14 protein-coding genes are annotated in these 23,377 nt (G+C 39.3%); 6 read left to right on the top strand and 8 right to left on the bottom strand.

From position 1 onward, the window contains the following. Nucleotides 1-49: 49 nt before the first annotated feature. Nucleotides 50-823, top strand: coding sequence for a creatininase family protein (locus KO529_RS07255; protein WP_215947256.1), 774 nt, complete (start codon nt 50-52; stop codon nt 821-823). Between the two features lie 65 nt (nt 824-888). Here KO529_RS07255 and KO529_RS07250 read toward each other — a convergent pair whose 3' ends face one another. Further along, complete coding sequence (locus tag KO529_RS07250) at nt 889-1,797, bottom strand: lysophospholipid acyltransferase family protein (protein ID WP_215947255.1); 909 nt, start codon at nt 1,795-1,797, stop codon at nt 889-891. A 507-nt stretch (nt 1,798-2,304) separates the two neighbouring features. On the opposite strand from KO529_RS07250, the gene KO529_RS07245 reads away from it, so the two are divergent. From KO529_RS07245 to ccsA, 5 genes are all read left to right on the top strand, one after another. Next, nucleotides 2,305-2,748 carry a hypothetical protein gene (locus tag KO529_RS07245; RefSeq protein WP_215947254.1) on the top strand — a complete coding sequence of 148 codons (444 nt, stop codon included), beginning with the start codon at nt 2,305-2,307 and terminating at the stop codon, nt 2,746-2,748. Nucleotides 2,749-3,230: 482 nt separating this feature from the next. Beyond that, the gene (locus tag KO529_RS07240; protein WP_215947253.1) at nt 3,231-4,382 is read left to right on the top strand and encodes a helix-turn-helix domain-containing protein; all 1,152 of its coding nucleotides are present in this window, start codon (nt 3,231-3,233) and stop codon (nt 4,380-4,382) included. 589 nt (nt 4,383-4,971) lie between these two features. Continuing rightward, nucleotides 4,972-9,057, top strand: coding sequence for a BspA family leucine-rich repeat surface protein (locus KO529_RS07235; RefSeq protein WP_215947252.1), 4,086 nt, complete (start codon nt 4,972-4,974; stop codon nt 9,055-9,057). Nucleotides 9,058-9,092: 35 nt separating this feature from the next. Next, on the top strand, nt 9,093-9,980 hold the full coding sequence (locus tag KO529_RS07230; protein WP_215947251.1) for a PorP/SprF family type IX secretion system membrane protein: 888 nt from the start codon (nt 9,093-9,095) through the stop codon (nt 9,978-9,980). 863 nt (nt 9,981-10,843) lie between these two features. Continuing rightward, the gene (gene ccsA, locus KO529_RS07225; protein ID WP_215947250.1) at nt 10,844-13,969 is read left to right on the top strand and encodes a cytochrome c biogenesis protein; all 3,126 of its coding nucleotides are present in this window, start codon (nt 10,844-10,846) and stop codon (nt 13,967-13,969) included. 10 nt (nt 13,970-13,979) lie between these two features. Here ccsA and KO529_RS07220 read toward each other — a convergent pair whose 3' ends face one another. From KO529_RS07220 to KO529_RS07190, 7 genes are all read right to left on the bottom strand, one after another. Continuing rightward, nucleotides 13,980-14,783: a GW dipeptide domain-containing protein gene (locus tag KO529_RS07220; protein ID WP_215947249.1), complete on the bottom strand. Its 804-nt coding sequence runs from the start codon at nt 14,781-14,783 to the stop codon at nt 13,980-13,982. A 12-nt stretch (nt 14,784-14,795) separates the two neighbouring features. Then, nucleotides 14,796-16,385 (bottom strand): hypothetical protein, encoded by a 1,590-nt coding sequence (locus KO529_RS07215; RefSeq protein ID WP_215947248.1) that lies wholly within the window; start codon nt 16,383-16,385, stop codon nt 14,796-14,798. Nucleotides 16,386-16,387: 2 nt separating this feature from the next. After that, the gene (locus tag KO529_RS07210) at nt 16,388-18,055 is read right to left on the bottom strand and encodes a cytochrome c3 family protein (protein WP_215947247.1); all 1,668 of its coding nucleotides are present in this window, start codon (nt 18,053-18,055) and stop codon (nt 16,388-16,390) included. Beyond that, nucleotides 18,031-19,869: a hypothetical protein gene (locus tag KO529_RS07205; protein ID WP_215947246.1), complete on the bottom strand. Its 1,839-nt coding sequence runs from the start codon at nt 19,867-19,869 to the stop codon at nt 18,031-18,033. Before KO529_RS07205 ends, KO529_RS07210 begins: the two co-directional genes overlap by 25 nt. Before the next feature lie 5 nt (nt 19,870-19,874). Next, a complete protein-coding gene (locus KO529_RS07200) occupies nt 19,875-21,215 on the bottom strand; it encodes an NAD(P)-binding domain-containing protein (RefSeq protein WP_252734339.1) in 1,341 nt (446 codons plus the stop codon). Next, nucleotides 21,215-22,042: a hypothetical protein gene (locus tag KO529_RS07195; protein WP_252734338.1), complete on the bottom strand. Its 828-nt coding sequence runs from the start codon at nt 22,040-22,042 to the stop codon at nt 21,215-21,217. The genes KO529_RS07200 and KO529_RS07195 overlap by 1 nt, the downstream gene beginning before the upstream one ends. A 155-nt stretch (nt 22,043-22,197) precedes the next feature. Beyond that, entirely contained in the window at nt 22,198-23,367 is a 1,170-nt protein-coding gene (locus tag KO529_RS07190; RefSeq protein ID WP_215947245.1) for an aldose epimerase family protein, read from the bottom strand. Between the last annotated feature and the right edge of the window lie 10 nt (nt 23,368-23,377).

Genomic DNA, 23,377 nt, shown 5'->3' with positions numbered 1-23,377 from the left:
GCAATAAGTTCAATGTTAAAATACTCATCAAACCTTTAGTAACCTTATTATGAAGTCTGATCCAAGACCCTACGTACTTGCCGAAACCAATTGGAAAAATGTAAAGACAGAGGAATATACTGTGGCCATATTGCCATGGGGTGCTACTGAGGCCCACAACTACCATTTACCCTATGGAACTGATAATATCTTAGCTGAAAATGCTGCCATTGAAGCTGCTAAAAAGGCCTGGTCCAAAGAGGCGAAGGTAATAGTCCTGCCCAATATTCCTTTTGGGGTCAATACTGGACAAATGGATGTTGATCTGTGTATAAACATGAATCCAAGTACTCAAATGGCAGTATTAAAAGATTTGGTTCAGGTCCTGGAAGCCAATAGTATTCACAAATTAGTTATCGTAAACGGACACGGAGGCAATAATTTCAAGCAGATTATTAGAGAACTGAGCATAATATATCCCACTGTCTTTGTTTGCTCCCTAAATTGGTGGCAGGTAAAAGATGGGTCCCAATTTTTTACCGAACCAGGCGATCATGCCGGGGAATTGGAAACAGCCGTAGTAATGCACTTAACCCCAGATTTGGTATTGCCTTTGGACCAAGCTGGAGATGGAAACGCCAAAACTTTCAAAATAAATGGATTAAAAGAGGGTTGGGTTTCCGCTCAACGTAAATGGACTGCGGTAACAAAGGATACTGGTGTAGGAAATCCTAAAATGGCCAGCCCGGAAAATGGAGCAAACTACTTTAGGGCAGTGACAGACGGTATTGCAGATTTTTTTGTAGAGCTGCACCATGCCGATTTAGATGATATGTACGAATAACAATAATTTTTTAATAAAACTTCAATTTGTAATTAGGAGGTCTATCCAAGGGCTGTACACCTTCTTTATTTAGTAACATATTCCAATTTATCTACAACCGGAAAGTCCTCCCTTTTCAACTTCCATCGTCTATGGCTCCACAACCACAACTCGGGTGCACTAACAATGGCCTGTTCCAATTGTTGGGCGTATTTCTCCAAAATTTCAAAATTGTTTCTTATTTGTGGGTGATCCTCTATAATTCGAAATTCCAATTCATAATAACCCCTTTTTAGTTTTTTGAAGAACGGAAAAAGAACTACCTGATCTGTTTTTTTGGCAATTTTATCGGCACCGACAAAAAAGGCGGTTTCCTGATTTAAAAAATTATACCAGTATTTGGAACTCTTTTTAGTTGGACTTTGATCGCCGATCATACAATTTAAGGTAAGCACCTTCCTTTGATGATTGTCTATAATGGTCCTAAATCCCTTGTCCGATTCCACACAATTTACACCAAACCTTTCCCGCATATTTTTGAACAACTCCTCAAAATATTTGTTTTTGATAGGTTTGTAAAACGTATTTGAACTATAGGGAAACATCAATGGCAAAAAAACCAACCATTCCCAATTGCCCTGATGACCTGTATACATGAGAATACTTCTATCCTCATTCACATATTGCTGGATCAACTCCGGGTTCTTAATGAGCAAACGTTTTTTTATAGCCTTCTCCCCTATTGTCAACCTTTTAAAGGATTCCAAAACAATATCGCAGAAATGCCTGTAAAAATCTTTGGCTATTTGTTTTATTTCATCATCATTCTTAGAGGGAAAAGAATTCCTTAAGTTATTGAATACAACCTTTTTTCGGTAGCCAACAACGTGATATACTAAAAAATACATTAAATCCGAGACCCTATATAGAGCCCACATCGGAAGTAAGGAAATAGCGTAAAAGGGGAGAAATTTAAATCTTGAAAGGTATTTCATCCTGTTGTTGATTTAAGTATTCCAAATAATACCCATTACTTATTACTTGGGATTTTTTATCATTAGTACGCCAAAATTAAAAATACTTACCCTTTGCCCTAAAATATGAAACGGTAAGAATTTGTTAATACTGCTCAAAATCAATCTAATTTATTGATTTTCCACTAATTAACCACAGTTCTTGATTAGAAAGAGAATATAAAAGTTAAGGATATTTTATTCTCTTCTTGTGCATCACCAACAAAAATAACAGTCAAAACCTTTCCAAGACACGGGTAATAAGGAAGTCCATTGACAAGTAAGAAAAAAGTTAAGATCAATCCCTAAAAATGACCAAAATCATTTACCTGCGCTTTTCAATTTACTAACTTTAAGGTTGCAGGTATAAAATTTACAACTACCGACCATTTTTATCCATTCCCAGCTTTTGGCATCACAAATTAAGCTGGCAAATATTGGGAACATCAAAACCTAAAGAGTCATGTATTTAATCTAAAACACAACATTATGAGCGCTGCAATTAATAAAAAGAGAATGATTGAATGGCTGGACCCCAACGAAATGCACGAGGCTAGTCTAAAATGGATGTCGGAATTAAAATTTATTAGGGATGAACAACTGTTCTTAAATGATTTGGTAAAATCATACACCTTACAGTTGACGGATACGGCCGTGTTCAACGAAAGTAAGGAAATCATAGGAGCCATCGCCACTGCCGAAAAAGAGGTAATCGTACTGATGAAAAAAGTCCAAGCCCATGAGAACCAATTGGAAATAATGCTGGATCAAATAGATCAGTTGAAAATGGAAAAAGCATATACGGAAACCCATTGGGAATTGAATTCTGAAATGGCGAGGTACTCTGTTCAATACAGGGAACTTAAATCGCGCCTATTTAAATTGGTTTCCAAAGTCATGAAAAAGGACAAAGGAAATAGGTTGCTCAATTAGTAATCCCTATTCAGGTATTCCAACAACCCTAGGGTAAAGTCCCTAAAACTAAAAACTGGTCCAAAGACAAAGATCTGGAGACAATTGGTTTTTACTCCCCTTCTTTTAAAAACCAAAAATAACTGGTCATTAAGGGCTGAATTAGTTTTATCCAACATTTCCAATAACATCTTTAGCCGCTTCAATTTAGTTTTAACAGATGCCCAAAAATTGGAAGAAGGCTATTGCCCGTTGGCACAAAATTGATAGAAGTGGTCAACACATAGATTGATTTGGTATGTTTTTTTGGGGTCAAAGCAAATTTAAGGAAGGTTTATAACGGAATTGGAGATAAATACAGGGTTCCATTAGAAACCGAATTATAAAGAATCCATTGGTATTAAATTGTTTTTTATCCTTAATTCTATTCTACTTATTGTCTATTTTTGGTTTAAAGAATTAAATTTGCCCAATACTGTAATACACAAGTAATACCTTACATTTTGCAAAATTTTTTCTTAATCTTAGCTGTTTTCGGGTTGGTATTGGCAATTTCATTTTTTACCAGAAAATCCGTTAATAGAAATTCCGCTTTCTTCTTAGGGGCATTTTATATCATATTCTCTATTTATACATTTCAAACCTACATTATTGAATCCGGACTACTTTTAAAGTTCCGTTGGTTTTATGTTTGGCCCTTGCCCATTTATAATTTAATAGCCGTACCTATATTTTTTTATTTTGTAAGTCTTATCAAAGATGATTTTGTTTGGCGTTGGAGGTATCTAATTTTATTTGCCCCCTTTATCATTGGTTTTATTGATGTGTTGAATGTTTATTCCAAGCCGCAGGAGGTATATGACACCATCATTAATAATGCGAATTTAAAACCAGGGGAAAGACTTGCTGTCCAGTATGGAATTTTTAATATAAACCAACATTATGCCATGCGTTTTTTATGGCAATTTTTGTCACTGCTCAGCTTATTGCCTTTAATGATTAATTTTATTCGAAACTTGTATAAAGAGAAAGATAGAAAATTAATTTTCTGGACGATTTCTTTATTTGTCTTATTTCTAATAATGTCCTTATTGGCGACAATGTTCGCATTTGAAAAATTGTTGAAGGTTAATTTCTTAGGTTCTACCGGACCAATTTTACGAGCCGTCAACTTTGTATTTTATGTAGTGCTATTTGCCATAGGTATAATACCCATTTATTTTCCCTCCATCTTACAAGGCTACCCAAGAACCAAAAAAAATAAATCGGCCATAGACCCATCTTTAAAAAAAGATGAGGATTTTAAATTTGGGTTGGATGTTGACGCCTTAGATGAGAAACTGAAAGAGTTACAAAAAGAAGGCCTGTTTTTAAATAAGGATTTTGATCTTACCCAATGCGCCAAGGCCATGGAAATTCCCCCACACCATTTATCCTATTTCCTGAACCAGCACCATGGTCATAGCTTTTCAGCCTACAGGAACAAAGTACGCATAGATAACGCCAAAGCATTGATCAATCTCGGCTACCTTGATAGGAATACCATGGAAGCCCTTGCACAGCAATGTGGCTTTGCCAATAGAAGTTCTTTTAGTAAGACTTTTAAAAAAGTTACCACCCTGAACGTAACCGAATTTAGCTCTAATAGTCGATAAAAGCCCTTGCTCATCTTTTTGGTAATAAATGTGTTTGGGATATGCCTGTAGAAGGTTTTTCAAACGTGCTACTGTGGGGGTTTATCAGGTCGGGCTTGGTTTGGGTCTGTCAGGTCGTGCGCAGTCGAGGTTTGTCAGGGCGAGCGCAGTCGAGACCTCATTGCCCAATTAATAAAATTATCACCAAGACCTTCGGAGTCTAGAGTGTAAAATAACCCCGTTAACCTGTCTATTTTTGACGCTCATTTACATTTTTATGTATCCAAATCCGATTTGGACACATATTTATGGGTGAATATTTAATGCAAGGTTTTATCAAAGTATTGCTTTTTTACAAGTGGTTGTAAAGGCATTTAAATTACTTGTTTACAATGTTTTGAATTGTAAGAAACCTCTTTCTTTTCTTTCCTTTTATAGGTTGATTTTTGGGTCCAAATCGGATGTTGGCACATATTCGCCAAGTCCCATATATATCATTCTCTTTTATGCTCCGTTCTAAATCGAGCGAAAATAACATGAGTGTTTTTCTAAGTAAAATGTATAATCAATACAGTATGTACAGATTAATCCAAAACCAATTAATTATTTTATGAAAAAGAATCTTAAAAACCCCCTGCTTATCCTATTAGCTTTGTTAAGCTTCGGCTTTCTGCAGGCACAAGATGAGTTCATCACCACCTGGAAAACGGATAATGATGGAGAATCCAATGACAACCAAATTACCATTCCTACCGGTAATGGCACTTTTGCCTATACTGTAGATTGGGGCGATGGCAGTACCGATACTAACGTGTATACGGGTGATGCCACCCATACCTATGCAACTGCAGGCACTTATATGGTAAGTATCAGCGGGGATTTTCCGCATTTAAAATTCATTTATTACTCAGATCATGACAAGATACTTTCTGTAGAACAATGGGGAGACCAAATTTGGCAATCTATGGAACAGAGTTTTTATTACTGCTCCAATGTTCAGGTCAATGCGATTGATGTTCCTAATCTTTCTCAGGTAACCGATATGAGCAGTATGTTTAGTCAGGCCAAAGCCTTTAATGGGGATATAAGTTCTTGGAATGTGGGCAATGTGACCAATATGTACAGAATGTTTACTGGGGCCTCTGCTTTTAATCAGGACCTCAATGGTTGGGATGTATCCCAGGTGACTAATATGCAAACTATGTTTCATTCTGCTATCGTTTTTGATGGAAATATTAGCAGCTGGAACGTCAGTAATGTTACCAACATGTCCAACATGTTTACACACGCTTATGAATTTAACCAAGATATAGGTAATTGGGATGTAGCGAATGTTGAAGAAATGGAAGATATGTTTAATGGTGCAAACAGTTTTAATCAAGATATCGGAAATTGGGATGTCTCGAAAGTAGAGGATATGTCCGGTATGTTCGCAGATGCTATTTCCTTTAACCAGGATATCGGTAATTGGGATGTAAGTAACGTAACAATTATGGGGACTTATTTAGATCCATACATGGGGATGGCAATGGCATCTAGGGGAATGTTTGAAGGAGCAACTGCTTTTAACCAAAATATTGGCAATTGGGATGTAAGTCATGTATTAGGAATGGGTGGCATGTTTGCGGACGCAACAGCCTTTAACCAGGACATAAGTGGTTGGGATGTTAGTAATGTTTTAAATATGGGGTCTGTAGAGGAATCTATGATGCCACCAGGGTTTCGAATAGGTCAAGGAATGTTTCAAGGAGCAACTTCTTTTGATCAGGATTTAAGTACTTGGGATATTGGCCAAGTTACCGGGATGTACGATATGTTCAATAATGCAGGACTTTCCACTGCAAATTATGACGACACCCTAATTGGCTGGAACACATTGGATACCGCTGCAGGAGAGACCCAAATACCAACAGATATTACTTTTAATGGTGGTAATAGTATATATTGTTCAGGAGCAACTGCAAGACAAAATTTAGAAGTTACGCATGGCTGGACCATTACCGATGGTGGCGAGGATTGTTCTTTACCTTTTATTACCACTTGGAAAACGGATAACCCGAACCAATCGATTACAATTCCTACAAGCTCATCGTTTTATTATAATTATACAGTAGACTGGGGTGATGGTTCTGAGGATAATACAACTTATAATGGTGATGTAAGTCATACTTATGCTGAACAGGGCATTTATACTGTAACTATTACGGGTACCTTCCCACAAATTAATTTCGCGAAAACTAACGGGTCACAAGAAATAGTATCCATAGAACAATGGGGAACGCAACAATGGAAAAGTATGTCCGGTAGTTTTATAAATTGTTCAAATTTAGAATATAATGCCAATGATGTGCCAGATCTTTCTTTGGTTAATAATATGAATAGTATGTTCTCCTACGCCTCTAAATTTAATGGAGATATCAGTGATTGGGATGTGAGCAATGTGACCGATATGGGTTATATGTTCCAAAATGCAACAGTTTTTAATCAGGATATCAGTGATTGGGATGTAAGCAATGTAACCAACATGCCTGCTATGTTTAACGGAGCAACAGCTTTTAATCAAGACATTGGTAGATGGAATGTAAGTAATGTGAATAATATGCGTGCCATGTTTAATGAGGCAGCAGTTTTTAATCAGGATATTAGCGGTTGGGAAATGAGCAATGTGCCCGATATGGCTTTTATGTTTTCTAATGCAACAGCTTTTAATCAAAATATTGCTGGATGGAATGTAAGCAGTGTAACCAATATGGAATCTATGTTCAGCGGTGCTTCAAATTTTGACCAAGATATCAGCGGTTGGGAAGTGAGCAATGTGACCAATATGAGTTATATGTTTCAAGAGGCATCAGGATTTAAACAAAATATTGACGGCTGGGATGTAAGTAATGTAACTAACATGGAATCCATGTTCAATAGGGCTACTAAATTTAATGGAGATATTAGTGGTTGGAATGTGAGCAACGTGACCGATATGTCGTCTATGTTTTATAGCACTGATGCTTTTAATCAAGATATTAGCGATTGGGATGTCGGTAATGTTTCTGAGATGAATTATATGTTCTCACGAACAACTGTTTTTAACCAAAATATTAGTGGTTGGGATGTTAGTAATGCGACTAACATGCGTGGTTTGTTTTCTAATGCTGTAGCTTTTGATCAAGACATCAGTGGTTGGGATGTAAGCAATGTAACGAATATGTCCAGATTGTTTCAAGGGACAACCGCTTTTGACCAAGATTTAGGTAGTTGGGATATTAGTAATGTAACGAATATGGAGGAAATGTTCGATGCCACTAGCTTATCACAGGAGAATTACGACAACACCTTAATAGGCTGGAACACTTTAGATACAGCCGCAGGGGAAACACAAATACCAACAGGAATCACATTCGAAGGCGGTAATAGTATCTACTGTGAAGGAGCAACAGCAAGACAATCTTTAATTGACACCTATGGTTGGACGATTACAGATGCTGGTCTAAGCTGTATCATTGTCGATTCGGATGAAGACGGTGTGTCAGATGATATGGATAACTGTGCAGACACCCCTGCAGGTGAAACCGTAGATGCCAATGGCTGTTCCGATTCCCAAAAAGATACCGATAATGATGGCACCCCGGATTCGGAAGATGCTTTCCCATTGGACGAAAATGAAGATACCGATACCGATGGTGATGGTACGGGTGACAATGCGGACACCGATAATGACAATGACGGTACCCCGGATGCGGAAGACGCTTTCCCATTGGATGCAAACGAGGATACCGACACCGATGGCGATGGTACGGGTGATAATGCCGACACCGATGATGATGACGATGGTGTGAACGATGCTATGGATATGTGTCCAGTTACACCAACGGGTGAGATAGTTGACGCAAAAGGTTGTTCTGCAAGTCAAAAAGATACCGATGGTGACGGCGTGGCCGATGACCAGGATAATTGTCCTGAAACTCCGTTAGGAGAAGAAGTAGATGCGGAAGGCTGTTCGGACAGTCAAAAGGATACTGATTTTGACGGGGTTAGCGATGCCCAGGACCAATGCCCGGATTCCCCGGAAGACGAGGCCGTGGATGCCAACGGATGTGCCGATAGCCAAAAGGATACGGACGGTGACGGTACTGCAGATGGGGAAGATACCGATGATGACAACGACGGTACCCCGGATACCGAGGACGCTTTCCCATTGGATGCCAATGAGGATACCGATACCGATGGGGATGGCACGGGCAACAATGCCGATGCCGATGATGACGGGGACGGCGTTGCCGATACCGAGGATAATTGTTCAGACACCCCGGCCGGAGAAACCGTGGATGCAGAAGGTTGTTCCGATAGTCAAAAAGAAGCTGACGAAGATGAAACTGTGGGCGGTGAAACCTCAGGGGGCGATATTGATGAGGTTGAAGAAAATGCGGTGAAAATATCCCAGGCCTTTACTCCCAATGGGGACGGTATAAACGATACCTGGACGATCTACGGATTAGAGAACTACCCCAATAACATTGTTCGTGTATTTAACAGTTGGGGCAAGGAGGTGTTCTCGGCCAAGAACTACCAGAATACGTGGGATGGCCATTACAAAGACCTTGGAGCTAAACTTCCGGATGCAAGCTCCTATTACTTCCAGATCGATTATGAGGGTGATGGCAAAGTAGACCAGGACGGATGGCTATATATCACTTCACATTAACCAAACTATTATTTACAGTAAAAGAAATCAATAAAATGAAGATATTAAATAAAATTATTTTAGGCCTAATTTTTATAGCGGGGGGCAGCTTGTTCGCCCAACAGGAAGGGCTATTGACCAATTATCGTTACCATATGAACGCCTATAATCCAGCCTATGTCTCCCCAGAGGGGAAGACGGCCATTACTTCCAGCTTCCGCCAACAATGGACGGGAGTGGAAGAGGCGCCAAGGACCATAGTGGTCTCCTTTGGCACCCGACTGGGAAAAAAGACCGGCCTTGGGGTATCCGTAATGAACGACAAGACCTTTGTGGAGAGCCAGACCTTTATTGGAATCGACTACTCCTACAAACTCCAGTTGTCAGAAAAAATGGAACTGTACCTAGGGCTAAAGGCGGGCGGTAATTCCTATTCCGTAAATACGGCTGGCCTGGAGACCTATAATATTCAGTCGGATCCCAGCATAACATCGATCTCCGATTTCAACCCCAATATAGGGGCGGGAATCCTCTTTAAACGGGAGGCGCTGTTCCTTTCTTTGGCCATGCCCAGGATGCTGAGCACGGACAGAGCGGAGAACAGCAACGGTACGGCCACGGCCACCGTGGCCAAGCCCCACCTTTACGCCACAGTGGGCTATGATCTGCCCCTTGGCAACAACGGCAACCTAATGTTGAAACCTTCGGCCATGTTACGTCAAGTAAGCGGGGCACCGTTGTCGGTCGATTTCAATACCATGCTCTCCTTTAACAACGACTTTGAACTGGGGGCAAGTTACAGGACCGACTCGGCCTTTGCGGGCCTGGTTAACCTGAGTATCCAGAAACGACTTACCCTAGGATTTGCCTATGAGGTAAGTACCAGAAGTGAACTGGCTAGTGCCAAGAACACCAATGAGCTGTTCCTGAGGTTTGTGTTTTAAGTAACAAAGGCAAATCTTTAGTACCTAGTACCAATTTATTAAAAAAGGGGTGTTTTAAATGCCCCTTTTTTGTATTTCCAAAGAGGCCGATAACAGCACAACAAGACAACACCTCAGCGCTTTTTAATTGCCCATACTATTACCAAGGAATTGTTGCACCAACTATATTTCAGTAGCATTCCAATCAGTTTTAACAAAGTTTTGGAGTGTTTTGCAATTTATTTAAGAAGTTTTGGAGCAACCTTTGTACAGATAAAATATCTAAGTAAAAAAATCGTTGATAGTTGCTCTAATTGTTAGATAATCAGAAATCATTATATGTTATGGAAATAGTAGCCCCAATCGTAAAGCTTATAGACAATAACCCTTTCATTTCTATTGTGTTTTGTCTACTTGTAGCCTTAGCGTTAATTACCTACAAAATAGTTAAAAGAAGGACCTATTAAATAATTATTAAAGGGGAAGAATGCCTTTATGCACTTCCCCTTTTTATTTCCTTTTTATTCCCTAAATCAACCCTATTTAATAAATAAAGCTAATTACATTATTGGCATATAGCCTAAATCTCCATCCTAAAAAGTGACCCTAATATGGTCAGGACCTCATCAATTCACTGAAACTTCAAGGTAATTTTATTAAGCAGTTCTACCGTTGGCAAATAAGCCATTGACCAACCCAAAACAACATCAAATAATCAATTAAGACCATAGCATTAGGGATTTACCAAGGTAGGTTACCCCAAAGATAATTTATTGGTTACATTGATTTTTTTTACTTTAATCCGTTAGGCGTTCGACCAACTCATTGGTTTCCATATTTTTAAAATAATTAGTTTAACTTTGATATGCCCCGACACATATTCAATGAAAAACGTTATTGTAAAAATTGAAAAGTTGCTCACTCCTTTCTTCAATACCAAGGCAGCTGGACTTTATTTGATTCTTTTTGCAGCCGCCATAGGCCTAGCTACCTTTATTGAAAATGATTATGGGACCAGCGCCGCCCAAAAACTTATTTTTAAATCGTGGTGGTTTGAACTTCTTCTCGCTTTATTTGGAATAACCATAATCACAAATATTTTTAGGTTTCGCATGATTCCGCAAAAGAAATGGTCCCTTCTTCTATTTCATGGAGCAATAATTATCATTTTGATAGGAGCGGGTGTTACGCGGTATTTTGGTTATGAGGGTGTAATGCACATACGAGAAAACAACACTGCAAATACTTTCCTATCATCAAATACTCATTTAAAATTTGTAGTAAACAAAAACAATCAGACCTACAATTTTGATGAGCCTGTACTATTTGCAGCCTTGGGCAACAACGCTTGGCATGAATCCTATTTGGTAGACAACGCATTGATAGATTTCAAAGTAAAGGAGTTTATTGCCAACCCCAAACAAGTGCTGAGCGAAAGCATTGAAGGAAAACCAACATTAAAAATTGTTATTGCCGGATCCAATGGTCGGGAAGAATATTTTATCACAGCCGGACAAACCAAGCGTATAGGCAATGTAATTTACAACTTCAAGGAAACACCTTTAGCCGACGCTATAAACATTATATATCGAAAGGATTCGCTGGTATTTAGCTCTAGCAAAACCTTAACACAAACTGTAATGGCAACTCAAAAGAGGGACACAATATATCCCTCTGGATCCTATAGACCGTTAATACTGCGTTCCCTTTACACTGATGGGGTAAACAGTTTTGTTTTTTCCGACTTTAGCAAAAGTGGAGTTGTGCGAATCGAGTCCGAAGACCCTAAGGTGAGAAACGAAAGCCTTACCGCACTTTTGATGGATGTTACTGTAAATGGTAATACAACCCCTGTTTACATTTACGGAAGTAGGGGAATGGAAGGAAGACCGGAAGTGCTGAATTTTGATGATTTAAGCTTATCCATTTCTTATGGATCCAAGGAAACAACATTACCCTTTCAGATAAAGTTGAACGAATTTATCCTAGAAAAATACCCAGGTACCAATAGTGCCTCTTCCTACGCCAGTGAAGTTACCCTAATAGACAAAAGAAAAAATGAAACCTTCGACTATAGAATTTTCATGAACAACATTCTTGACTACGACGGCTTTCGGTTTTTTCAGTCCTCTTTTGACAAGGATGAAAAGGGCACCTATTTAAGTGTAAATAGTGATTTTTGGGGCACATGGATTTCTTACTTGGGATATGCCCTATTGACCATTGGAATGATTTGGACGCTTTTCAGTAGGAAAACGCGATTTTATCAAGTAAGCCAAAAAATTAAAAAATTAAGGGCCAAGAGCGCCACTTTTGTAATAGCCCTGTTTTTAACTTCTACATTTTCATTTGCCCAATCAACAGAAAACAAAGCTTATGCAGCTCACGCCGTAAATATTGAACACGCTGATGCCTTTAGCAAACTTGCCGTTCAGGATTTTAAAGGCCGAATGAAACCTATGCATACCCTCTCACGTGAAATAATGCGGAAATTGGCCAGAAAGGAAAGCCTGTTTGGGCTGAGCGCCGATCAGATTATTCTGAGTATGTTCATAAACAAACAGGAATGGTATGGGGCGCCGGTATTAAAATTGGGAGAGCACAATGACATTAAAAAGAAATTAAGCGTTGGTGGGAAATACGCATCCTATAAAGATTTTTTTGCCACCAATGGGGAATACAAGCTGCATGATGAAGTGAGGAGGGTATATGGTTTGGATAACATAGATCGGGGAGTCTATGAAAAGGAGCTTTTAAAAATAGATGAAAAGGTCAATATCCTGAGCATGGTATTTTCCGGCAGTCTTCTTAAATTGGTCCCCATCCCAAATGACCCCAACAATACTTGGGTTTCAACTTCTTCCCATGCACATTCCAATCATGACGGTCATAATCACGACAGCGTGGCCGACAAATTTTTTAGTGCCTACACCGCTGCACTACAAAAAGCAGTTACAACCAACGACTACTCCCAAGCTGGACATCTTTTACAAGAGTTAAAGGAGTACCAAAATAAAAATGGAGGTGCTGTTTTACCATCCACAACAAAAATTAAAGCCGAAATACTACTCAATAAAATGAATGTATTTACACGTTTGGCAGGCTTGTATATCATATTGGGGATTGCGCTATTGTTCTTTTTGTTCCTATCCGTTTTCAAACCGAACATTCAATTAAAAAAAATATATCTCGTTTTATTTTCTTTAATCGTTTTAGGCTTTGTCCTTCATACCATTGGCCTTGGATTGAGATGGTACGTTTCGGGCCGGGCCCCTTGGAGCAATGGTTATGAATCCATGATATATATTGCCTGGACCTCAACCTTGGCCGGAATACTTTTTACCAGAAAATCGTTTGGTGGTTTGGCAGCAACAATGGTGCTTGCTGCGACCATACTTTTTGTTTCTACCCTGAGTTTTCTGGATCCCGAGATTACCCCTTTGGTTCCCGTTTTAAAATCTTATTGGCTAACTATACACGTATCCTTGGAGGCCGGTAGTTACGGATTCCTGATGCTGGGCGCAATTATTGGATTGATCAATTTAATATTGATGATATTCCTAAGGGAGTCCAATAAAATAAGAATAAAGCGCATCGTACAAGAAATGACCTACATTAGTGAGCTGACCTTGGTTGGCGGTTTGTTCATGGTGAGTATTGGCACCTATTTGGGTGGCGTTTGGGCCAACGAATCATGGGGACGATACTGGGGATGGGATGCTAAAGAAACCTGGGCATTGGTAACAATACTGGTTTATGCATTTATTTTACATATGAGAATCATACCTAAATTAACTGGGCTCTTTGCGTATAATTTAGCTACAATTTTTGGAATGGCCTCCGTAATTATGACCTACTATGGAGTAAATTATTACCTGTCCGGACTACATTCCTATGCCACAGGAGATCCGGTCCCCATACCCCAATGGGTATACATTGTGGTTGTTTCAATTGTCATAATTAGTACTATAGCCTATTTTAAAAAGCGAAAATTCAAGATTATTTCTTAGGGATAACTGCCTATTGAACCAAGGTTCCATTTTCTAAAATGAGGTCATATTTATAACCTGCACCAAAATCCCTATTAAGTCCCACAACTGCGCGGAAAGTGACCACTTCACCCTCAGGAACAAAGGTATTGGAGGTTACCACCAGATCAAAATCGTTTTTGCTGCCGTCTTGGATATGTATCCAATTTCGCCCCATAATATTTGCATTGGATTTTACACATTTACCACTTATTTGAACCGTATGTCCTTCATACTTTTTAAAATCTTTGACCAGTTCTGCTATTTTAAGAGTACCCTTGTGTTCCACTACTTTGTTAGTATGTGTGGGTATGTCCTCTTTCTGCGTATTTGTCTTAACTGTTTTGGCAGTATTGGGCGGCAAATTACCAACATGTTTGGCATGATCTTCCGCCACCAAATTAGAAATTAAATATATGGTATCGAATACCTTGTTATATTCCTTACTTTCAAAATTAGTTTTAAGGAGTCCGTTTCTGTAAAAATAGACTTCGCCTTTCTCAACCTCCTGTTTTCTGGTAGCGATCCAAAATTTCTCCCCGCCTTCCGTAACCCGGAGATAAACATACCTTGAGGTAGGCAGAACTTCATTTACTACCACCTTGTGAAAATCATTGCTGATTGCAGCATTGTTATTGGGGGTCACTTGAGTTTCTGGATCAACTGAAAAAATTCCGCTTTTCGTTTGGGTGTTCCCATCTTCCGTTGAGGGGCTTATTACCTTTGGTCCGTTATTGCAGCTGAACATCACCAACAGAGTTATGGTGAGTAAAGCATATTTATACATTGTATCCATTTCTATTCATTTTTAAAAGCGTTGTACAATCCTAGCATAGATTCTAATATTGTTTTCGTCATTATACATAGTCAGTTCCCCAGAGAGGCTAAAGAGCAACTTCCGATTTATATTATAAGACATACTGGAACCAAAATAGTTTTGCGTTAAAGACTCCGGACTACTTGTATAATTATAAAATACCAATCTATAGTACAGGTCTGCATTTAACCTACCGTTGAAAAATTCCCTTGAATGCCTAACAGAAGCAATTTTACTATCCAAATAATTGGAACTATTCATATTAAAGGTAAGGGATAATCTTCCGCCAACTTCAGGTATTCTTGACAAAGTTAAATAACCATAAATATTATCCGATTTGTTCTCAGAATCATTCTGGAACCTTTTGCTATAACTTGCCCCCGCCAATATGTTTTTAAACGGCCTTATATTAAGTCGAGCGCGTATACCCTGTCTGGCTATATCATCGTCCAATAATCGTTCAATTTCCGTTTGATAGGTTTCATAGTATAATATCCGCTTCCTGGAATCATAAGAAAGCATCATATTTATCTTTCTATTAAACCTATATCTGGCAGCAACATATAAATTGGTAAGCTGAAAACCATAACTCGTTTCGTCATTTAACTTCCTGTATAGATCAACCTCTAATGAGGAAAAAAGGTTAAGGTTTTTTGAGAAAGTGCTCGAATGTTGAAAATAGGCATAACGTCTATCCGTTTCACCCCCATTGCGCTGTTCTATAAATCCCATGGTAGTCTGCATGTAGAGATTTTCCTTATTGAGAGCCTTTCCCACATAACCTCCAAATTGAAGCAAATTAGAATTAAACCCATAATCATAAATGTCGGGCCTAAAGCCTAAAATGGCTCCGGCATAATTATTCTTACCAAAGTATTTCTCCACCTGCAGACCATCAATGGCACCCACAGATGATATTTTAGGGTTAATATTTCTACCAATAGTGGCGGACAATGTAGGAGTTATGTCATAGATAAGACCCAAGTTATAAACCCGAAGAATACTATTTTTTTGAAGGCTTGAACTTTCTGAATTATCTAAAATGTATCTATAATTTAAATAGGAATTAAAGGAAAATTTGGAATCATTAATATGATTGGCATTTATGGAAAAACTGGACATAGCCCTGTGTCTATCCTCCCTGTCACTGGATATAGTGCTATAAGTAGATGCGGATAGCCTTCCCCTTATTTTTTCCGTATACAAGGGTTCCACTTCCTCAACGTTTTGTTCTCGCTCTAAGGATACTGTTTTAGCAACGGGTTTCTCAATGGGCTGAGCCTCTACTTTATTGGAATAATTAAAATATACCTTGTCCCCTTTTTTTATTTCACAATCATTGATAATTGAACACACGCAAGAACTTGAAGATTTACTTTTCAATAATAGACAAGCGGAATTGGTATTGGATAAATGTAGGGTATCACCAGGGCTGATCTTGGAGGTAGTATCAAATTGTACATATATGTTATTGGAAGTTAAAAATGAAATCTGTCCAGTAAGTATTTCATCATTGTCTTGCCCATAGCCGCTGTAGGTCAATATTATAAATCCTAGTATTAAACTATATTTAAAGTTCATAATTAATCCTTAGTACCATCGGGATGGCATTGTAGGCAAACACTGCTCACGTAGGCATAACCATTCATTTCGGAATGCTTATCATCCATATCTGGTCTGGAATGGCAAGTGAAACATGTGAAATCTGCATAACTGGCTGGATTTGCATGGCATTCTACACAATTGTCCCATGCTTCTCCTTCTCTATGTTTTCCCGTATATATGGGAAAATATTGCGCGTCGTGATCAAAGGTCGCTGGTGTCCAATTTGGGTTTGTTGTGTGGCAAGCAACGCAATCCGTTGGAAAATTAGCCGCAATATGGTTTGGATTATTGGTTTGGTCATAATCATCTTGGTGGCAGGAAACACAATCCGGCGACGCATCCGCATAATTTGCCGTGGTATGACACTGGGCGCAATCCTGTAAATCATGGCCTTGTGTCAATGGGAAAAAGTCGTGGTTTATTACCGCTGGCGTCCATCCTGGATTGGTAGTATGGCAGGAAACACAGTCTGTAGAAAAGCCTGATGTACCGTGATTTGGATTTTGTGTACCCGCATAATCATCTTGGTGACAGGAAACACAATCCGGTGACGCATCCGCATAGTTGGCCGTGGTATGGCACTGGGTACAATCCTGCAAATCATGGCCTTGTGCCAATGGGAAAAAGTCGTGATTTATTACCGCTGGCGTCCATCCTGGATTGGTGCTATGGCAGGAAACACAGTCCGTGGAAAAGCCTGAAGTACCGTGATTGGGGTTTTGGGTTCCTGCATAATCATCTTGGTGGCAGGAAACGCAATCCGGAGAGGCATCAGCATAGTTGGTCGTGGTATGGCATTGGGCACAATCCTGTATATCATGGCCTTGTGTCAATGGGAAAAAGTCGTGGTTTATTACCGCTGGCGTCCATCCTGGATTAGTAGTGTGGCAGGAAACACAGTCCGTGGAAAAGCCTGAAGTACCGTGATTTGGATTTTGGGTACCTGCATATTCATCTTGGTGACAAGACACGCAATCCGGAGAGGCATCGGAATAATTCCCTGTGGTATGGCATTGGGCGCAATCCTGTATATCATGGCCTTGTGTCAATGGGAAAAAGTCGTGGTTTATACTTTCCGAATCCCAACCAAATCCTAGAGGACTATGACATTCAATACAATTGGTAGAAAATCCTCCAGTTTCGTGATTCGGGCTCTGGGTAGCAGCGTAATCATCCCTATGGCAACTAATACACTCATTGCCTACGCGATCAAAACGCAAAGTAGTCTCGGATGTATGGCATTCCACACAACTTAAATTACTGTGGGAACCAATTAAAGGGAAACCGTTTTCTTCGTGCAATTCCGGAATATTATCTACCAACCAAGTCTCGGAAGTATGACAGCGAACGCAATCATTGCCTACAGATTGACTATGTATGTCCACATGGCAAGAAGCACAATCCATTGGGGCCTCACTAAATACTAATGAGGAATGGCAAAGTTTACAATCGGTTAAGGCATGGGTTCCCTCCAATTGAAAATCTGTCTTGTCATGGTCAAATTGGACGGTTCGATAATTGATGGTCCAACTTGAAGGATTATGGCATTTTGCACAATCCATCCTTAACTCCTCACCATGGGGAGATTGGGCAAACAGGGGCCAAAAACCTAGAAATACAATTATTGCAAGTGACAGTCTATACATCTGAACTTTTGTATTTTGTACACTACTTCAATTTCACCTTTTGCATTGGCAACTTCATGACAGGAGTTACAAGCAATTTTGGCGTGTTGTCCCTCTAAAGGAAAGTTCGTTAAATCGTGGTTAAAGCGTTTTGGGAACCAACTGTTCGTTACATGACACTCGGAACAATTCGTTATTCCATCAACACTAAAGGTATCGCCGTGTACATTTTCATGACAGGTAACACAGTCTGTTTCCAAGGTAGCGAATTTTTGTTCCCTAGGTGTTTTAATATCACTTAATTCGTTGAAATGACACTCTCTACAACTTACTTCGGTATGTTTTCCGGTTAATGGCCAATCGGTTTTGTTATGATCAAAATCAACCGATGTCCAAGCATCATTAACATGGCACATGGCACATTCATTATCCGGATAGAATTTCTCACTAATGTAGCCCTCATGAACATCCGTATGGCAATCTACGCATTCGGAACCCATGTTACGGAATGTCCAGCGTTTATCTTTTTCGCTAACATGGCAGGCAAAACAAGGAGTTGCAGTGTGTGCTCCTTCCAATGGAAAATTGGTCTTTTGGTGTTCCTCTAAAGTGAAAAGGCTATAATCAAAGCCTTGTTCCAGAACATGGCATTCCACACAATCCGGGGAAACGCCATTTGCCATAAATTCTCCCCTATGATAATCCTTATGACAATTATTGCATGCCGAGAAATCTATGGGAGTTGTAAATCGCTTTTTATGGCATTCCTTACAATCTACCTGTACATGTTCGCCCTCCAATGGGTAATCTGTTTTGGTATGGTCAAAGAAATCCATGGAACGCAGGGACAAAAAGCTACTTTCACGATGGCATTTTACGCAATCCGTACCAAATTTACCATCGTGTTCATCCTTATGACATTTTACACAGTTGTTTTCATCGATATTCTTCCTATCCTGAAAAACACGGAGTGGTTCGCTTGTTGATGAATGACAGCTAAAACAGTCAATGTCCTTATGTTTACCGTTTAAAGTGAAGTCCGTTTTGTTGTGGTCAAAATTACCTAGCCCCTTAAAGTCACTGAACGCAGTTTCGGTATGACATTGTACACAGGCACCTTCCAATTGCCCCTTGTGAGGGTCTTCATGGCATGAAACGCAATTGGCAAAGGGGATATCCGTAAATTCCCGAAATTCCTGACCATTCTTAGTGGTCATTTTATGGCATTCTATGCAATCCACATTTATATGCTCTCCCTTTAACTGGAAATCGGCCTTGTCATGATCAAATTTTGGCGCAGGTTTAAAGGCTTCCATATTGTGGCAATCCACACAGGTATTCGATAAAGTATTCTGATGATAATCCTCATGGCAGGAGAGACATTTTTCATCCAATCCGAGAAATGTTTTTGCGCGCTTTTGTAATTCCTTATCCGCAATGTTTTCCGAAACATGACATTTTTTACAATCTACCGACTCATGCTTTCCTTCCAATTCGTATCCTGTAAGGTCATGATCAAAGGCATCTTCATTAAAACGCACCATGTCGAATTTACGTCCATGATGTTCACTATGACATTCAAAGCAGTCTTGCTTAATTACATCTGCATTTGCATGATAACCGCTTTTTTTATTGATTAGGGATTGGATATCCTTATGACATTCCAAACATTTTTTATCAGAAACCTTATTGCCAAGTTCATGACAAAGTGTACAGTTGGTCATCCCTTCCAATTTGGCATGGGATTGTGAAAGATCACCAGGGGATATTTGCCCATATCCACAAGTAAATGACAAAAATGCCAGAAGAATAATATGTTTTAATATGCCATGCAAAACATCTATTTGTGTTTTTTCATAATGTGACCAAATCGTTTGGCCACTTTAATACCTACATCCTGTAAAAATTTGGTAGGTAATTCCCCGCCTGCAAATATATAGACAAGGTCATTTTCAATTTCCTTGCTTTCGCTGCTCTCTGAAGAAGTTAACAGCACGCTTTTGGCGCTTATAGATACTAAGTTAGAATTAAAAATTACATCAATTGATTTATCTTCTATAGAATTCTTTATTTTTTCCTTATTTTTTGGTTTGAGTCTAGCAAATTGGTCTTTTCTATAGGAAAGAACTACTTCATTGGCCTCTTTAAGCAATAAAGCGGACTCTATTGCGGAGTCCCCACCACCAACAACCATAATTTTTTTTCCTGATATATTCTCTGGTTCCAACAAGCGGTAGGCAACGTTTTGCGAATCTTCACCTGGGATTCCCAACTTTCTTGGGGTACCCCTTCTTCCTATGGATAACAATACTTGGTTACAAATGTACTCCTGTCCAGTGTTGGTTATTATCTTGAAAGTCTCGTTTTCTATAGGAACTATTCTTTCTACCTTCGTATTTTCCAATATTTGCAAGTCGTACTCCTTGATTACTTTTTTCCAAAGTTGTAAAAGTTCATCCTTCGAAGTGTCATATAGCTTGACTTTACCATAAAGGGGAAGGTCCATAGGCGCCGTCATAACAATTTTGGATCTCGGAAAGGTATACACCGTCCCTCCCAATGAATCTTGCTCTAAAGTAATGGCACTAAGGCATTGTTTTTTTGCTTCAAGTGCGGCCGAGATCCCTGCCGGTCCAGCACCTATTATCACAACATCCAAAATATTTTCCTTAGATGGTTTTTTTGTACTTGCAATATTCTTCATGGCCTGTTGGCCTTGTTCCACACTATTCTTAATCAGGCCCATCCCACCTAATTCCCCTGCAATATACATTCCCTTAATGTTGGTTTCATAATCCTCACTGACATGTGGCAATTCCACTCCCCTAGATTCTGTTCCTATCCTTAAGGTAATTGCTTCAACGGGACAAGCATGGAAACAAGCTCCGTGACCTACACAATTGGAGGTATTTATAACGGTAGCCACCCCATCTACTATGCCTAAAATGTCCTTCTCAGGACAGGCCGTGATACATGCCCCACTGCCAATGCAGAGATTAAGATCAATGTGTGGATATAACGAAATGGGCTCGAAAAGACCTTCTTCCTTGGCCACCTCCACTTTTTTTTCTGTTACAGCCGATTTCCCCTTTTTCCGCCGAAGGTAGAACAGGATAATAATGCCGCAAAGTAAAAATACAGCCCCATAAACCACTATTTGTTCCAACATTACCTCTTCCATCAGAAAATCCATTTATAGCCAAAGGCCAGGGTTACCGCCACGTGGATCACGACAATAATAAGCATGATCAACGCAAATGGCATGTGAACTACATGCCAGTATTTGAACAGTTTTTGCATCGTCTGTAATCTGGCAATTTTTTTAGATAGCTTTATTTCATGTTTTACCATTTTTAAAATGGCATTTCTTTCTGATTTGGGCAGGTCCTTTCGGCTAAGCACCCTACGCAAATAGCTAAAATTTTTGGTCTTATCCTGGGTATTTTCTTCACTGATCAAATTGGTGACGATCTCTATAGTATTCGATTCCAGGTGAAATTTTTGATGTAGTACTACCGCCATATCGGTTTTCATTTCCTGGACTTCGGTCATGCTCATTATCCTGCCCTCTATGGTCTTAGGAATCTGGTTATAAATAAATCGGCCAATAACGCCACTCAAAACAACAGCCACCATACTCCAAAAAGCAACGGAGACTATGCCTCCAAACTTAAAGGCGGTATGAAACAATATTAATATGGGACCTAAAGTGCAAAGAAAAATATGGAACTCCAATAGATATTTTAGCCGTATTTGTTTTGCCAAAAAATTATAACGCTTCCTAGCTATATAAATCCCTACCCCAAAAACTATCATAAAGGTTCCAAGAATACCCAGACCTTGACCATAGATACCACTTGGTTTAAACCAATCATGGCGGGGATGATAAAACCGTTCCTCCAAAGAGGTGTTGTAGTAACTATAACCCGTGTAAAATAAGTAAATCGTGGCTACTACGGTAATTGCAACCATCAATATAATATATGCCGTGTGTATTGATTTTTTCAATCGTTCCTCATTTAGTAGATTGGGGTTACTACGTATAACGATTTTTTTAAAATAAAATTGAATACACAACACCTATTTACGTAAAAATGAAGGGATTGGATGTGAAAAACCCCATACAATAGGAAATGACCACAGCCTTAAAGGCTATGTTTCCCTTATTTAGTAGAGAATTTAAAGGTGGTTTTTGAGCTATACTTTTCTCCAGGATTTAGAACCACCGATGGAAAATCCAATTGATTGGGTGAATCTGGATAATGCTGGGTCTCCAAACAAAAGCCACTTCTTTTTTTATAGGTTCCCCCCTGCTTGGCAGGAAGGGTGCCATCCAGAAAATTACCAGAATAAAACTGTACCCCTGGTTCAGTGGTGAACACTTCCAAAACCCGGCCACTTCCTGGATCATAGACCGTTCCAATCAATCGATGTCCTTTGTCCTGACCGTTTAAAACCCAGCAGTGATCATAACCGCCGCCCTTCTTCAATTGATCATCGTCCGCCTCGATCCTGCTTCCGATGGGTGTTGGTTCTCTAAAATTGAACGGAGTGTTTTCCACATCAGCAATTTCCCCTGTGGGGATCAAGGTATTGTCTACCGGAAGATATTTATCCGCATTCAAACTAAGGACCTGATCAAGAACAGTTTTGGAAAAATCCCCTGAAAGATTAAAATAACTGTGATTGGTAAGGTTTACTATTGTTTTCTTATCTGTGGTTGCCTCATAGGCCATATCCAAAGAATTGTCCTCCTTAAGCGTGTATGTAACCGTGGTATTCAAGCTCCCGGGATAGCCTTCTTCCATATCCTTGCTCAAATAAACCAATTTTAAGGCTGCATAATTTTCGCCCGTTTCCTCGGATGCCTCCCAGATCACTTTATCAAAACCCTTAATACCTCCATGCAGATGGTTTTCTCCATTATTAACGGCCAAACTATATTCCATTCCGTCCAAAGAAAATTTTCCTTTGGCTATCCTGTTTCCATATCTACCAATAATTGCACCAAAATACGGGCTACTTTCTAGGTATTGTCCAAGGTTATCGTACCCTAAAACCACATCTTCCGAAACACCCTCTTTGTTTGGAACTTTGATGGAAGTAATAATTCCACCATAGGTTATTATATCCACCGTCATTCCTGAACTATTTTTAAGGGTATAGCGGTCTACCTTCCCACCATCTGGCGTAGTCCCAAATTCGTTTTTTTCAATACTCACTTTTTCAATCTTTTGGGTCACTTCCTTTTTCTTTTCGTCTTTACACATTACGCTAAAAATCACTATCACTAATAAGGATAGGCCATAAAAAAACTGTTTTATAAACTTCATATTATTTACT

Origin of the sequence: Arenibacter algicola, assembly GCF_018860365.1 — a bacterium.
GTDB lineage: Bacteria > Bacteroidota > Bacteroidia > Flavobacteriales > Flavobacteriaceae > Arenibacter > Arenibacter algicola_B.
Note: the sequence above shows the minus strand (reverse complement) of the source record. Positions and strands in the feature narration are given on the sequence as shown.

Coding starts and splice junctions, on each gene's coding strand:
- KO529_RS07255 (WP_215947256.1), top strand. CDS start 50: ATGAAGTCTGATCCAAGACCCTACGTACTTGCCGAAACCAATTGGAAA.
- KO529_RS07250 (WP_215947255.1), bottom strand. CDS start 1,797: ATGAAATACCTTTCAAGATTTAAATTTCTCCCCTTTTACGCTATTTCC.
- KO529_RS07245 (WP_215947254.1), top strand. CDS start 2,305: ATGAGCGCTGCAATTAATAAAAAGAGAATGATTGAATGGCTGGACCCC.
- KO529_RS07235 (WP_215947252.1), top strand. CDS start 4,972: ATGAAAAAGAATCTTAAAAACCCCCTGCTTATCCTATTAGCTTTGTTA.
- KO529_RS07230 (WP_215947251.1), top strand. CDS start 9,093: ATGAAGATATTAAATAAAATTATTTTAGGCCTAATTTTTATAGCGGGG.
- ccsA (WP_215947250.1), top strand. CDS start 10,844: ATGAAAAACGTTATTGTAAAAATTGAAAAGTTGCTCACTCCTTTCTTC.
- KO529_RS07220 (WP_215947249.1), bottom strand. CDS start 14,783: ATGGATACAATGTATAAATATGCTTTACTCACCATAACTCTGTTGGTG.
- KO529_RS07215 (WP_215947248.1), bottom strand. CDS start 16,385: ATGAACTTTAAATATAGTTTAATACTAGGATTTATAATATTGACCTAC.
- KO529_RS07210 (WP_215947247.1), bottom strand. CDS start 18,055: ATGTATAGACTGTCACTTGCAATAATTGTATTTCTAGGTTTTTGGCCC.
- KO529_RS07200 (WP_252734339.1), bottom strand. CDS start 21,215: ATGGAAGAGGTAATGTTGGAACAAATAGTGGTTTATGGGGCTGTATTT.
- KO529_RS07190 (WP_215947245.1), bottom strand. CDS start 23,367: ATGAAGTTTATAAAACAGTTTTTTTATGGCCTATCCTTATTAGTGATA.